Genomic DNA, 14,193 nt, shown 5'->3' on the forward strand with positions numbered 1-14,193 from the left:
GGACAGCATCGTACAGCCCCCCTCCCCCCTTCCCGTGTCGCTTGCCGGCCCCCTTTCGGCCCCCCGGCTCACCCATCTCCAGCGGCTTGAGGCTGAAAGCATCCACATCCTGCGGGAGGTGGTGGCCGAAACGCAGAACCCGGTGATGCTTTATTCCATCGGCAAGGACAGCGCGGTGATGCTGCACCTGGCGATGAAGGCCTTCTATCCGGCCAAGCCGCCCTTTCCCTTGCTGCACGTGGACACCACCTGGAAATTCCGCGAGATGATCGCCTTCCGCGACCAGCGGGCGGCGGATCTGGGCCTGGACCTGCTGGTGCACACCAACCCGGAAGGCCTGGCGCGCGGCATCGGTCCCTTCACCCACGGCTCCGCCATCCATACCCAGGTGATGAAGACGGAAGCGCTGAAACAGGCGTTGGACCGTTACGGCTTCGATGCCGCGTTCGGGGGCGCCCGCCGCGACGAGGAGAAGAGCCGCGCCAAGGAGCGCATCTTCAGCTTCCGCAATGAGCAGCACCGCTGGGACCCCAAGAACCAGCGCCCCGAGCTCTGGCAGCTGTACAACGCGCGCAAGAACAAGGGCGAGAGCATCCGCGTCTTCCCCCTGTCCAACTGGACCGAGCTGGACATCTGGGAATACATCTACCTGGAAAGCATCCCCATCGTGCCGCTGTACTTCGCCGCCGAACGCCCCGTGGTGGAGCGTGACGGCGCCCTGATCATGGTCGATGACGACCGTCTGCCGCTGAAGCCCGGGGAGACGCCGCAAATGCGCCGCGTGCGCTTCCGTACCCTTGGCTGCTACCCCCTGACCGGCGCCATCGACAGCGACGCCGACAGCCTGCCCGCCATCATCCGCGAGATGCTGCTGGCCCGCACGTCGGAGCGGCAGGGCCGCGTGATCGACCGCGACGGCGGCGCCTCTATGGAACAGAAGAAGCAGGAAGGGTACTTCTGATGGCCCCCGATACCCCCCTGCCCGAGACGCTGGAGGCGGGCGTGTCCGAGATCGAGCGCTACCTCGCGGCCCAGCAGTCCAAGAGCCTGCTGCGCTTCATCACTTGCGGCAGCGTCGATGATGGCAAGAGCACCCTGATCGGCCGCCTGCTGTACGACAGCAAGATGCTGTTCGAGGACCAATTGGCCGCGCTCGAGGCCGACAGCCGCAAGGTGGGCACGCAGGGCGGCGACCTGGATTTCGCCCTGCTGGTCGACGGCCTGTCGGCGGAGCGGGAGCAGGGCATCACCATCGACGTCGCCTATCGCTTCTTCAACACCGACCGGCGCAAGTTCATCGTGGCCGACACGCCGGGCCATGAGCAGTACACGCGCAACATGGTCACCGGCGCCTCCACCGCCGACCTCGCCATCATCCTGATGGACGCGCGTAAGGGCGTGCTGCCCCAGACGCGGCGCCACAGCTTCCTGGTGTCGCTGCTGGGCATCCGGAAGATCGTGCTGGCCGTCAACAAGATGGACCTGATGGGTTATGACCAGGCTGTCTTCGACCGCGTGGTCGCGGAATACCGCACCTTTGCCCGCCAGCTGGACCTGACCGACATCCAGGCCATCCCGCTGTCGGCGCTGAAGGGCGACAACGTCACCACCCTGACCGACGCCATGCATTGGTACCAGGGCCCCACCCTGATCGGGCATCTGGAGACGGTCGAGGTCGCGGACCGGCGCGCCAGCCAGCCCTTCCGCCTGCCGGTGCAATGGGTGAACCGACCCAACCTGGACTTCCGTGGCTATGCCGGCACCATCGCCGCCGGCACGGTGCGTCCGGGCGACCGCATCCGCGTCCTGCCCTCGGGGCAGGAAAGCCGGGTGGCCCGCATCGTCACCCATGACGGCGACCTGCCCCTGGCCGTGGCCGGGCAATCCGTCACCCTCACCCTGACGGACGAGATCGACATCAGCCGTGGCGACATCCTCTCCACCCTGGATGAGGTCGCCGAGGCGGCCGACCAGATGGAGGCGACGCTGGTCTGGATGTCGGAGGCGCCGCTGCTGCCCGGCCGCCCCTACATCCTGAAGCTGGGCGCCAAGTCGGTGCCGGCCACCGTGGCGACGCTGAAGCACAAGATCAACGTCAATACCCTGGAACAGCTGGCGACCAAGACGCTGAGCCTCAACGAGGTGGGGCTGGCGACCCTGAGCCTGGACCAGGCCATCGCCTTCGACGTCTATCGCAACAACCGCGATACGGGCGGTTTCATCCTCATCGACCGCCTGACCAATGAGACGGTGGCCGCCGGCCTTATCCGGTCCGCCATCGTGCGCACCGTGCCCTGGCAGGTGCTGGACGTGGACAGGCGCGCCCGCTCGCAGATGAAGGGCCAGCGTCCGCGCGTGCTGTGGTTCACTGGCCTGTCCGGCGCCGGCAAATCCACCATCGCCAACCTGGTGGAAAAGAAGCTGCACGCCCATGGCCGCCACACCATGCTGCTGGACGGCGACAATGTCCGCCACGGCCTGAACCGCGACCTGAGCTTCACCGACGCCGACCGGGTGGAGAACATCCGCCGCGTGGCCGAGGTGTCCAAGCTGATGGTCGACGCCGGACTGATCGTCCTGGTCTCCTTCATTTCCCCCTACCGCGCGGAACGGCGCATGGCCCGCGAGCTGCTGGGCCCGGGCGAGTTCCTGGAGGTGTTCGTGGACACGCCCCTGGCGGTGGCCGAGGGCCGGGACGTGAAGGGCCTGTACGCCAAGGCGCGCGCTGGCAAGATCCCGAACTTCACCGGCATCGACAGCCCCTATGAGCCGCCGGAATCGCCCGACGTGCGCATCGACACCCAGGCCATGACCGCCGAACAGGCGGCCAACCACATCTTCACGCTGCTGTCCCGCTTCGATGAGGATGCCGACCTGGTGGACGGCGCCGCCATCTGATGGACGCGCACATTTTGATGTGGAAGGGCCGGCCGGGGCGATCCGCCGGCCCTTCGTATTTTTGGCCCCCTTCCCCCTTTCAGAACTGGCTCTCGCTTATACCCTGCCTTTCAGATCAACCATTTGTGGTGCGACAGCGCGCCTCGCGCGCTATGATGCCAGTGGGGATTGTGCCAGTCGGGGGGCCAAGGTGCAGCGGGACAAAGCGGAGCTTTTGCGGTCCATCGCCATTGACCGGAGGGCGGCGCCGCCGGCGCGGCAGGGCCGCGGCGGTGGGCGGGGCATTATTCTCGGCTTGGGCGCCGGCGCCGCCGTCGTAGCGGTCGCCGTGGCGGTTTCCTGGTCCGCCGGCCTGCTCAACCGCGTCGGCGGCGCCGATCCGGCACCGGCGGCCGTTTCCGCCAAGCCTGCGGCCAGCACCTCCGCCAATCCGGCCCAGCCAACGCCCGCCGCTCCGGTTTCCGAGGTGCGCAGTGGCAACCTTATCGGTTCCGGCTATGTCGTGGCCCGGCGGGTGGCCACGGTTTCCGCCGACGTTACCGGCCGGGTGCGCGAGGTGCTGGTGCAGGAGGGCATGCTGGTGCAGAAGGGCCAGGTGCTGGCCACGCTGGACGACGTGCTGGCCCGCAGCGACCTTGATCTGGCCCGGGCCCGCCAAGCCTCGGCCGAGGCTGCCGTGGTCGCCAACCAGGCGGATCTGGTGGACGCGGAAAAGACGCTGGAACGCACGCGCGCCCTCACCGGCCGCCAGTTCTCCAGCGAGGCTGACCTGATCAAGGCGGACGCCCGCGCCGCCTCGTTGCGCGCCCAGCTGGTGAAGTCCAAGGCCGATGTGAACGCTGCCCGCGCGACCGTCGCCTATGACGCGGAGATGGTGGACCGCTATCAGGTCCGCGCCCCCTTCACCGGCATGGTCACGGAAAAAAATGCCCAGCCGGGTGAAATCATCTCCCCCATGTCGTCCGGCGGGTTTACCCGCACGGGCATCTGCACCCTGGTGGACATGGACAGCCTGGAATTCGAGGTTGAGGTGAACGAGGCCAACATCGCCCGCGTCCGCCCCGGCCAGAAGGTGGAGGCGACGCTGGACGCCTACCCGGACTGGAAGGTGCCAGCCTCGGTGCTGGCCATCATCCCCACCGCCAGCCGGGAAAAGGCCACCATCAAGGTGCGCGTGACCATCGCGGTCAAGGATCCCCGCATCCTGCCCAACATGGCGGCGAAGGTGACCTTCCTGAACGACGGCAAGGGCGGCTGATCCAGCCACCCCGCCCACCCCATCCCATCGTCCCACGACCACAATCGGGAGCCTGAGGCCATGACGGGCCAGACGCTGATTCACCTGCAGGACGTTTCCAAGCGGTTCGTGAAGGGCAAGGACACCATCACCATCTTCGACCATCTGGGCCTCAGCATCCCCGCCGGCGACTTCGTGGCGGTGATGGGGCCCAGCGGCTCGGGCAAGACCACGCTGCTGAACCTGCTGGGCGGCATCGACCAGCCGACGGAGGGCAGCATCACCTTCGACGGCGGCCGCGTGGACACGCTGACGGAGGGGCAGCTGGCCCGCTGGCGCGCCCACAATGTCGGCTTCATTTTCCAGTTCTACAACCTTATGCCGACCTTGTCGGCGGCGCGAAACGTGGAACTGCCCCTGCTGCTCACCTCCTTCAGCCGGGCGGAGCGCAAGCGGCGGGTGGAGGCGGCCTTGAGCCTGGTGGGCTTGGCGGAGCGGGCGGACCACTATCCACGGGAAATGTCGGGAGGCCAGCAGCAGCGCGTGGCCATCGCCCGCGCCCTGATCTCCGACCCCAAGCTGCTGCTGTGCGACGAGCCTACAGGCGACCTGGACCGCACCACGGCGGATGAGATCCTGGCCATGCTGCGGCTGCTGAACCAGGAGATGGGCAAGACCATCGTCATGGTCACCCACGATCCGGAGGCGGCCAAGTACGCCCGCCGCACCCTGCACCTGGACAAGGGCCGCTTCACCGAGCGGGAGCTGGTGGCATGAGTGACCTCTACCTGCTTTGGCGCAACCTGTTCCGCCGCAAGCTGCGCACCTTCCTCATGATGCTGGCCATATTCGTGGCCTTCGTCATCTACGGCGTGCTGGGCAGCATCCACTACGCCTTCGAACACGGCGTGGATTCGTCGGCCGACAACCGGCTGGTGGTGGTGAACAAGATCACCTTCATCCAGCCCCTGCCCTATGCCTATGTCGGCAAGATCGCGGCCATCAAGGGCGTGAAGAACCTCACCTTCGCCAACTGGTTCGGCGGTTATTACCAGGACGCGCGCAACCAGATCGGCACCTTCGCCGTCGATCCCGAAAGCTATCTGCGGATCTACCGCGACGATCTGCGCATCGATCCCGCCCAGCGCGACGCCTTCATCCACGACCGCACCAGCATGGTCGTGGGCGAGGCCATCGCCACGAAGTACGGCTGGAAGGTGGGCGACCGCATTCCCATCAATTCCAACATCTTCACCAACAAAGCCGACGGCAGCCACACCTGGGAGCTGACCGTGGCGGGCATCGCCTATGCGGCGAAGGAATCCTTCAACACCAGCTTCATCATCTTCCAGTACGAGAACTTCAACGAGAGCAAGACGTTCGGCAAGGATACGGTCGGCTGGATCACCCTGGAGACGGACAGCGCCGCGGTGAACGACAAGGTAGCTGCCACCATCGACGACATGTTCGCCAACTCCACGGCGGAAACCAACACCCAGTCGGAAAAGGCGTTCGGCAAGGCCTTCCTGGCCCAGTTGGGCAACATCGCCCTGATCATCACCCTGGTGGTAGGGGCCGCCTTCGCCACCATCCTGATGATCGTGGGCAACACCATGGTGATGGCGGTGCGCGAGCGCACCAAGGAGATCGCCGTGCTGAAGACCCTCGGCTTCCCATCCTGGCGCATCTGGCGCCAGGTGCTGGGGGAATCCGTGCTGCTGTCCCTGCTGGGTGGCGTGCCGGGACTCTTGGTGGCCGGCTTGCTGGTGACGGTGCTGTCCAAGGCCGCGTCGGGCGCCATCCCGGGATTGGCGCTGACCCTGCCCGTCGCCGGCCTGGGCGTGGCCTTCATGCTGCTTCTCGGGGTGGTGACCGGCTTCCTGCCGGCCTGGAACGCGCTGCGCCTGAACATCGTCACCGCCCTCGGGCGCCTGTGACCGCCCTCGGAAGGAAACAACGTGATGCGTGTGTTCAACGAGATCGCGGTGGTCACCACCATCTGCATCAAAAGCATCCCGCAACGCTTCTGGGCCTCCTTCTCCACGGTGGTGGCGGTGGGGCTGGTGGTGACCGTGCTGCTGGCCTTCCTGGCCATGGCGGCTGGCTTCCAGCAGACCTTGCGCGGCACGGGCACCAAGGACATGGCCATCCTGATGCGGGCGGGGTCGCAGGCGGAACTGAACAGCGGTGTCACCCGCGACCAGGCGCGCCTGATCGAGGAGGCGCCGGGCGTCATGAAGGACGCGGACGGCAAACCCCTGGTGTCACCCGAACTCTACGTCATCGTCGATGGCGTCAAGAAGACGGCCGTGCCGGCTGACGGCAACCTGAAGAAGGCCCCCCGCTCCAACCTCACCCTGCGCGGCCTGGGGCCCGCCGGCATCGCCGTTCGCCCCGGCCTGAAGATCGTGGAAGGCCGAGCGTTCAAGCCCGGCACCAATGAGTTGATGGTTGGCCGGGCCCTGCAGAAGGATTTCGCGGGCCTGAACGTCGGAGACACCGTCAAGCTGGGCAACAGCAATTGGCTGGTGGTGGGCGCCTTCGAATTGGGCGGCAGCGTCTTTGAATCCGAACTGTGGGCCGACACGCCGGAGGTACAGGACCTATTCCATCGCCAGAACGTCTTCCAGTCCATCCGCGCCCGCCTGACGGGCCCCGACGCCCTGAAGGCCTTGTCGGACTATGCCACCAACGACCCGCAGCTGAAGCTGGACGTGACGACGGAGGCCGACTACTACGCGCAGCAGGCCAGCCGCACCTCCGACCTGATCCAGAAACTGGGGTGGCCGCTGGCTATCGCCATGGCCTTCGGCGCCCTGGCCGGCGCCCTGAACACAATGTACAGCTCGGTTGCGGCGCGCGCGCAGGAGATCGCCACCCTGCGCTGCATCGGCTTCAGCGGCACCTCCTCCTTCATCGGGACCCTGCTGGAAAGCCTGGTGCTGGCCCTGGTGGGCGGCATCGTCGGCACGCTGGTCACCTGGGCGCTGTTCGACGGGCTGACAGGTTCCACCTTGTCGGGCGCCAGCTTCTCCCAGATCGTTTTCACCTTCCACCTGACACCGGCGGTGGCTGTGCAGGGCATCATCCTGGCCCTGGTGGTGGGCTTGGTGGGCGGCGTGTTCCCGGCCTGGCGCGCGGCGCGCATTCCCATCGTGGAAGCCTACGGCACGCCTTGAGCCGCTGCCCAGTTCGCCGGCGCGGGCTTCAAAATATCTTTACCTTTTTACCTTAAACACGTCTCTCGCGGACCCGCAGCGGCTGCCGCCCCATTCCTGGCCCACCCCTTGCAATAATAGCAGGTGCAGGGCCCGAGAAGGGGCGTAGGCCGGCATTTGTTGCCGGGTTGCTGGTCCCAAATGAGTATGGGATACTTGCAAGTCGGCATTATTGGCATACGCCTCGTGCGCGCAACCCCGCCTAGGGTAGCCACAAAGAGGTAGCCGATGATGTGGAACCGCCCGCTGGGCGGTCGGGAATGAAAGGGCCTGGTAGGCGTTCCCTAGAGGATGGGACCCTTCCGGTGAAGGTAGAGGGCGGCATCGGCACCGTCCCGTCCGTCGTTGACCTGTCTGCGGGAACACCCTCAGGCCGGCACGCCGGACGGTGTCGCGGACCCGCCACCCGGAAACGAGTTAGCCAGGGATCACGTGATCTGATGAAGCCTTCGGCCGGATATACCAACCGTCCCGCGTCGGACAATCCCCGCGACATCGAAGCCTGGGGCCTGACGGAAGCTGCGCGCCGGCTGATGCTGGCGGCGCAGACGCCTGAGAACCCTGAACCCCTGCGCCAGGCGCTGTCACTGAACCAGCGACTGTGGACCATCTTCCAATCCTCGATGGCGGAGCCGGACTGCCCCCTGCCTAAGGATTTGCGCGAGAAGATCTTGGTGTTGTCCCTGATCGTCGACCGCCAAACCTTCGAACGGCTGGGCGACCTGGACGTCACCAAGCTGCATTCGCTGATCGACATCAACCGCAACATCGCCGCCGGCCTGTCGCAGCGCCCCGCCGACGCAACCGCGGCGGCGCCGGCCCCAGCGCCAGCGGGAATGGCGCCGCGCGCGCCCATGATGGCCCCGCCGGCCGCCGGCCCCGGGGCGCAGCGTCCCGGCATGGCCCCAGGCGTGGCGGCAGGTGGTGTGGGCAAGTTCAACATATCGATCTAAACGGCCGGCGGCGCCAAAACGGGCGCTGAAAATGAGACGCTTCGAAGGTTATCATCGTAAATATCTTGCATTTTATGCTTTCATTCCGCAGACTATCGCAAGGTAGTCAGGACCACTCTTTCCCGCGTGGATGCGGGAACCGGCAATGGGGATCGTTCCCGTGAGCAACGTCGCATCAACCTCGGCCGGCGCCAGCACGAACGCCTCGGTGTTCGCGCAGTTGGCGCAAATCCAGTCGCAGTTGGCGGCCCAGAATGATGCCATCGCCGCCCAGGGCTCGGCCCAAACCTCCAACGCCATCGGCACGCCGCAGGACTTCACCAAATCGGTGTCGAAGTCGCAATACAACACCGTAGCCTCTGCCACCGACATCGGAACGGTGACCAAGGGTCAAACGCGCGTGAACGCCTTCGGCAGCCTCGCCGCCGGGGATCAGGCCGATTACCTTAGTTTCAAGCTCGCCCGCCAGGGCGCCATCAACCTTGGTCAACTGAACCTGGATCAGACACGGGTTCAGGTCATGACCAAGACCGGCGTCGTCTTGGCGGATAGCGACAGCAAGTCCGGCAAGGCGTATGACGCCTACAACGCCATGGTCAACGGGCAGCAGTCCCTGGACTCTGGCACCTATGTGCTGAAGATATCGCGCGCCACGGGCGTCAAGCTGACCCAGAAGGTGAACTACGGTGTCCAGGTCGCCGCGGGCGACTATTCCAAGGACTACACCACGACGATCCAGGCCGCGTCCTCCACCGCGGCGATCTCCTCCAGCGCCGCCGCGATCTCTGGCGCACTGAGCGACCAGATCACCACCATGAAGAATTGGACCATCGGCCAAACGGGCACGCAGAAGCTGATGGGCAGCATGATGGATCTGTTTGCCTGAATAAGCTTTTCCGCCCGCAGGAATGCCAAGAAGCCGGCTATCACCGATGGCCGGCTTTTTTAATTTGGAAATCCTGGCAAAGGTGTGATGATAAACACACCCCAAGGGTTGCAATCGGCACACCCTGGGCAAGGATTTCATCATGGCGGCGGGAGGTTGGTATGAAGACGATGACCGGCGTGCTGGCGGTGACCTTTATCATTTTGGCGGGCGCCGCCTCCGCCGCGGCGACCACGGGTGCCGCCACTTCCTACTGGAGCCCCGGTGGGGGCCTCGCCGCCGTCAACCCGGCTTTCAGTTATGACGCCTCCACGCCCTACGGTCATCCGCCAATCGTGGAGCCCAAGGGCATGACCGCCGCGACCAAGGCGCGCCTGACCAATGTGGCTCAGCGGGTGGACAGCCTGATCGATCAGCACAAGTGCGCCGACGCCGCCACGCTCGCCAAGAATGAGGGCGGTGCCGTCATGGCCGACATGGCGACCAAGATCTGCGCCCTGCGGTACAGCGACGCCAAATAAGACCGTTCTTTTCCGATGTTCGGCCAGCGACACCCGTCGCTGGCCGTTCGCGTTTCAGGCGATCAGCGCCAGAGGCTGGGCGGCGGCGGCCTGGGCGGCCTGCACAATGCTGGCGTCCAGCGCGCCCTGGCTTTTCCGGTAGGCGGCGGCCCCCTGCCGAATGGTGACGCCGCCGGCCCCCACCCGTCCCGCCTCCGCACCGGCGGAACGGCCGGAATCCGACGCGCCACCGCTGGCAGCCGCGTCGCCATTGGTTGTCCCGCTATTGGGCGTGCCGCCATCGGCCTGCGTTTTCTGCTTAGCCTCCTCCCCCTGGGCGGCGACAATGCCGGCCTGGGCCTGGGCAGCCACGGCGCGGTCCTGACCGGAGGGGTCAGCCGGCGCCAAGGCGGCGCGGCGCACCGTTTCCAGCTTGGTGATGGTGGCCTGGGGGTCGCCCTGGATCGAGCCGATGTCGATGGCGACCTCACCCGCCGTGGCATAGTGCTGCCCATCAGGCCCGGTGGTGAAGGTGAAGGACTCCGATCCCGCATAGGGCCCGCCCGCCGCCTTGTGCGCCGCCTCATGCGCCCGCACCGCCCGGTCCACGGTCTTGAGCTTGTCAACCTGCTGCTGCTGGGCATCGCTCAGCTTGGTGCCGTCGCTGGCCGTGCCGTTGCCGGCCGCCTGGGCGCCACCGGACTGCTTGGCCTGAACCTGGCCCCGTACACTATAAGGGTTGGGCGCCTGCCCGGATGGGCTGGTGGCGGAAACAGCCGCCCCCTGCCCCACCGCGGCAACGGCAGGGGTTGGGCCCGTCAGGGCGCGCGCCCAGACGGGCGACGCGGAAATGCCACCAAGGGCGGACATACCGAAGCGGTCGCATTAGTCTTAATAATGCAAATACTTCAGCACCAACCGTCCGCCGGCGCAAGACAAAGCCGCCCGCATCCTGGCGAGGACGCGGGACGGCTCTGCCCTAAACGCTTGATGCGTCTGCCCTTCGGGCCCCGGACAGCGGCAATCCGCCACGCCCGGGCCGTCAGGATGCTACGCCTTACCGCTTCAGGTTGATGGTGTCCTGCAGCAGGTCGTCGGCGGTGGTGATGACCTTGGTGTTGGCGGTGTAGGACCGCTGCGCCACGATCAGCTGGGTGAATTCCGACGCGATGTCGACGTTGGAGCCTTCCAGGCTGCTGGAGGCGATGTCGCCGGCGCCATTGACGCCCGTGTCGTTGAAGCGGGCCTTGCCGCTGTCCACCGTCTCGGTGAAGACGTTGCCGGTGGAGCGCGACAGGGCGTCCGGGTTGTTGAACAGCACGATCGGAACCTTGGCGATGGTGCGCTGGCGGCCGTTGTCGTAGTTGGCCAGCACAGTGCCGTCGGCGTTGATCTGCACATCCTTGAAGGTGCCGGCCGGGCTGCCGTCCTGCACCTTGGAGGTGACGTTGATGTTGGTGCCGTCGAACTGGGTCAGGCCGGAGGACTCGCCGAAGTTGCCCAGGTTCAACACGATGTGCTGCAGGCCGTAGCCGAAGTCGAAGTCGAAGCCCACCTGGGCCGAGGAGTTGGCGCTCTGGTCGGCGCTGACGGTGGCGTTGCCGGTGCCGATGGACGATGTGTCCATGTGGCTCAGGGTTCCCGCCTGCGCGGTGGTACCGTCGGACAAGGTGCCACCGAAGGTCAGGTTGATGTGACCTGGCGTCTTACCGACCACCACGCCCGGGGTGGAGGCGCTGGAGCCGCCAGGGATGCTGGTATAGAAGGCGGCGGCGTCGGTGTTGCCGGTCAGGGTGATGGTGCCACCGGACGAGGTTGCCTGCACCGGGATGCCGGAGATGGCGTTGATCTTGGCCGCGATCTTGCCGCTGATGTCGGCCAGGCTGGTCTCGGTGCCGTCGGTCGTGTAGGTGATGGCCTGGGAGAAGCTGGGCGGCAGGTTCTGGGCGGTGGGCAGCGTGGCGTCGTTGGCCTTGGTCTGCAGCACCAGGACACCGCCCGCCGACGACTGCACCGTGAAGGGCGAGTTGGTATCGGCCGTGACCCTGGACGCCAGGTCGGTGATCACCGACTGCACGTCCGGATAGTTGGCGATGTTGGAATTGGTCATCTGGATGTTGTAGGTCGAGGACCCCAGCGTGACGCTGTACAGCTGGCCCACCTGCGGCACCGTGGTGGCGCCATAGGGTGTGGCGAAATCGTAGGTGTAGGTGGTGGGCGCGCCGGCGTTCAGCTGTTCGACCGGCAGCACAGACTTGGCCTGTGGCGACTGCACCGTGAAGCTGTAGCTGGTGCCCACGTCACCGGGCTGGCCGGTGATGCTGATCTTCTCCACCTCTTTCGACCCGGTGGTGTTGCCGACGTAAGTCGACTGCGTCGCCGTGTTGGTCAGGCCGGGGGAGTCAACGGCGGAGGAGGTCTGGGTGAAGGTGACGCCGTTGCCACCCTTCACGCTGATCGTCCCATTGGACGGAGTGGCGGTGAGGCCCGTGGTGGGGGTATCGACGTTGATCAGCGACGCCAGCTTTTGCACAACACCGTTGATGTTCGACAGGGAACCGAGGTTTTGCGGCGTCACGGTGACCGAGTAGGTCGTGCCGTTGACGTCCATGCTGTAGACGTCGTCGATATTGATGGTGTTGCCGACGAAGGACGAGGTGTGGATTTCCGGCGTCGTCGCGGTGGCGCTTTGCACCAGGGTGTCGGTCGATGTGTGCGTGGTGATGGCACCGGCGTTCACGCTCTGGTCCAGCGTGAAGGGCGTGCCGGGTGTCTTGGCCGTCAAGCGCAGGGCGCCCGCCGACGTGACCGTGGCCAGCACACCGGAGGAGGTGTCGGCGCCGTTGATCTTGTCGGCCAGGGCCTGGGCGATGTCCTTCATGCCGCTGAACTGCGCGGCGTTGGCCGTGGTGATGCTCTGGCTGTAGGTGGTGCCGTTGACCACCACCGAATAGCTGTCGCCGACGTTGAAGCCGTAGGCCGGCGCCACCGCCGCCGTGGCGAAGGTCACGTCATCGACCTGGGCGCGGTCGTTCTTGCCGGTCAGCAGGCTGCTTTCCGTGATGGCGGCAGGGAAGCCGGTGTTCAGCAGCGATTGGATGGGTTGCGACCCCTGGCTGCCGTCGGCGGTGACGCCCAACTGCCAGGTGCCGTCGGTGTTGCCCTGGCGCCAGGACAGGTTCAGGTTGTGGGCCGTACCCGCACTGTCATAAACCTGGATCTGGGTGGGGGTGATGCCGCCCGACGGGTCGGTCGGCAGGTTCGCCTTCAGGTCGATTTCCTTGGTCGGCACCGGGCTGTCGATGTCCGACGTCACCTGCACCGGCGTGGCGGAGGTGGCGAACAGGCCCGTAGTGCTGTCGTAGGCGAAGCCGTTCAGCGCGAAGCCGGAATTGTTGACCAGCGTGCGGCTGGAGTTCAGCGAGAAGCTGCCGTCGCGGGTGTAGTAGCGCTCGGTCGATGCGGTGGTCTGGCCGTTCACTGTGGTCAGCTTGCTGACGCTGAAGAAACCATTGCCCCGGATGGCGATGTTGGTCGGCGTGTCCGAGGTCGAGATGGTGCCCGACACGCTGTTGACGTAGTTGGGCGAGGCCTGGACGCCGCCCGCCTGGTACTGCGTGTTGCTGGCCGAGATGACCAGGGATTCGAACGATGTGTCGATGCGCTTGAAGCCCGTCGTCTGGGCGTTCGCGATGTTGTCGGAGATGTTGCTAAGCGCGGTGGACTGCGCCTGCAAACCAGAAATGCCGACGGACATCGAGCCGAAAATGCTCATGGTGCTGGCTCCCAGGAAGAGCGGTTGCGTATCTGGACCCGAAGGAAAGCAAGATGGATGCCAGTTTGCGAAGATTGGCTTGGCACCCACAATTTTCCGAACAGGCGGGTCCCTTCCGGAAGGCTCGCGTCGTAAGTTATTGTTATCGCCTTGTATTTTGAAAAATCGCCCCCTCCGCCGCCATCACATCGCTCGTCAGACCGCCTGGCAGGATGTGCCGCGGCGGCGGGGGACCGGGGCGTTTTTTCCTACCGGCTACCCGAACCCGGCCGTTTCTTCCCGGTAGGCTTCTCTTCGGTTCAGGGCCGGTAAACCGTAGCCCAAAAGCAAGGAAGGCCGGGCTGGTCTTCCCCCTTTTGGGGAGACCGGCCCGGCCTTTTCCTGGTCCGTTCCTGCGGGTCCCTTTTGGACCCTGACGCGTCGGAGAACGTCTGCCGGATCAGGCGCCCTGCTTCACCGAAAACTCGCCGGAGCGCACGCTCTCAGCCAGGATTTCCAGGTATTCGGCGGTGGTGGTCTTACCGTACTTGGCCAAGATGCCGTAGATGGAGGCCATCACGGACATGGTGCCGATGGTATCGTAGGGCACGCCCTCGCTGGCGGCGTTCACCCAATAGGCGTTGAACTGGTCGAACAGGCGGGCGCGCTGGGCTTCGTCGTTCACCGGAGCGGCGGCGACGGTGGCGACGGCGAAGGCTTCTGCAGGCGTATAGGCGTTCATGGCAA

Annotated in this window: 12 protein-coding genes; 9 read left to right on the forward strand and 3 right to left on the reverse strand. The window is 65.7% G+C overall.

What is annotated here, in order from left to right:
* Positions 1–34 precede the first annotated feature (34 nt).
* The 9 genes from cysD (at position 35) to FBZ88_RS00405 (ending at position 9,713) form a co-directional block, all read left to right on the forward strand.
* Positions 35–961, forward strand: coding sequence for a sulfate adenylyltransferase subunit CysD (gene cysD / locus FBZ88_RS00365; protein ID WP_145615272.1), 927 nt, complete (start codon positions 35–37; stop codon positions 959–961).
* On the forward strand, positions 961–2,898 hold the full coding sequence (cysN, locus tag FBZ88_RS00370; RefSeq protein WP_145614907.1) for a sulfate adenylyltransferase subunit CysN: 1,938 nt from the start codon (positions 961–963) through the stop codon (positions 2,896–2,898). Before cysD ends, cysN begins: the two co-directional genes overlap by 1 nt.
* 190 nt (positions 2,899–3,088) lie before the next feature.
* Entirely contained in the window at positions 3,089–4,156 is a 1,068-nt protein-coding gene (locus tag FBZ88_RS00375) for an efflux RND transporter periplasmic adaptor subunit (protein WP_246138425.1), read from the forward strand.
* Positions 4,157–4,216: 60 nt separating this feature from the next.
* Positions 4,217–4,912 (forward strand): ABC transporter ATP-binding protein, encoded by a 696-nt coding sequence (locus tag FBZ88_RS00380; RefSeq protein ID WP_145610039.1) that lies wholly within the window; start codon positions 4,217–4,219, stop codon positions 4,910–4,912.
* Positions 4,909–6,072 carry an ABC transporter permease gene (locus tag FBZ88_RS00385; RefSeq protein WP_145614908.1) on the forward strand — a complete coding sequence of 388 codons (1,164 nt, stop codon included), beginning with the start codon at positions 4,909–4,911 and terminating at the stop codon, positions 6,070–6,072. Before FBZ88_RS00380 ends, FBZ88_RS00385 begins: the two co-directional genes overlap by 4 nt.
* Before the next feature lie 24 nt (positions 6,073–6,096).
* Entirely contained in the window at positions 6,097–7,314 is a 1,218-nt protein-coding gene (locus tag FBZ88_RS00390; RefSeq protein ID WP_145614909.1) for an ABC transporter permease, read from the forward strand.
* A 479-nt stretch (positions 7,315–7,793) separates the two neighbouring features.
* Entirely contained in the window at positions 7,794–8,306 is a 513-nt protein-coding gene (gene flaF, locus FBZ88_RS00395) for a flagellar biosynthesis regulator FlaF (protein WP_145614910.1), read from the forward strand.
* A gap of 160 nt (positions 8,307–8,466) precedes the next feature.
* Complete coding sequence (locus tag FBZ88_RS00400) at positions 8,467–9,192, forward strand: hypothetical protein (RefSeq protein ID WP_145614911.1); 726 nt, start codon at positions 8,467–8,469, stop codon at positions 9,190–9,192.
* A 161-nt stretch (positions 9,193–9,353) separates the two neighbouring features.
* The gene (locus FBZ88_RS00405; RefSeq protein WP_145614912.1) at positions 9,354–9,713 is read left to right on the forward strand and encodes a hypothetical protein; all 360 of its coding nucleotides are present in this window, start codon (positions 9,354–9,356) and stop codon (positions 9,711–9,713) included.
* 54 nt (positions 9,714–9,767) lie between these two features.
* Here FBZ88_RS00405 and FBZ88_RS00410 read toward each other — a convergent pair whose 3' ends face one another.
* The 3 genes from FBZ88_RS00410 to FBZ88_RS00420 form a co-directional block, all read right to left on the reverse strand.
* Entirely contained in the window at positions 9,768–10,562 is a 795-nt protein-coding gene (locus tag FBZ88_RS00410) for a putative metalloprotease CJM1_0395 family protein (protein ID WP_186464123.1), read from the reverse strand.
* Positions 10,563–10,749: 187 nt separating this feature from the next.
* Positions 10,750–13,467: a flagellar hook-basal body complex protein gene (locus tag FBZ88_RS00415; protein WP_145614913.1), complete on the reverse strand. Its 2,718-nt coding sequence runs from the start codon at positions 13,465–13,467 to the stop codon at positions 10,750–10,752.
* A 439-nt stretch (positions 13,468–13,906) separates the two neighbouring features.
* Entirely contained in the window at positions 13,907–14,188 is a 282-nt protein-coding gene (locus FBZ88_RS00420; RefSeq protein ID WP_088873280.1) for a hypothetical protein, read from the reverse strand.
* Positions 14,189–14,193: the final 5 nt, after the last annotated feature.

The sequence above is a fragment of the Nitrospirillum bahiense genome, from assembly GCF_007828025.1.
Taxonomy (GTDB): Bacteria; Pseudomonadota; Alphaproteobacteria; order Azospirillales; family Azospirillaceae; genus Nitrospirillum; species Nitrospirillum amazonense.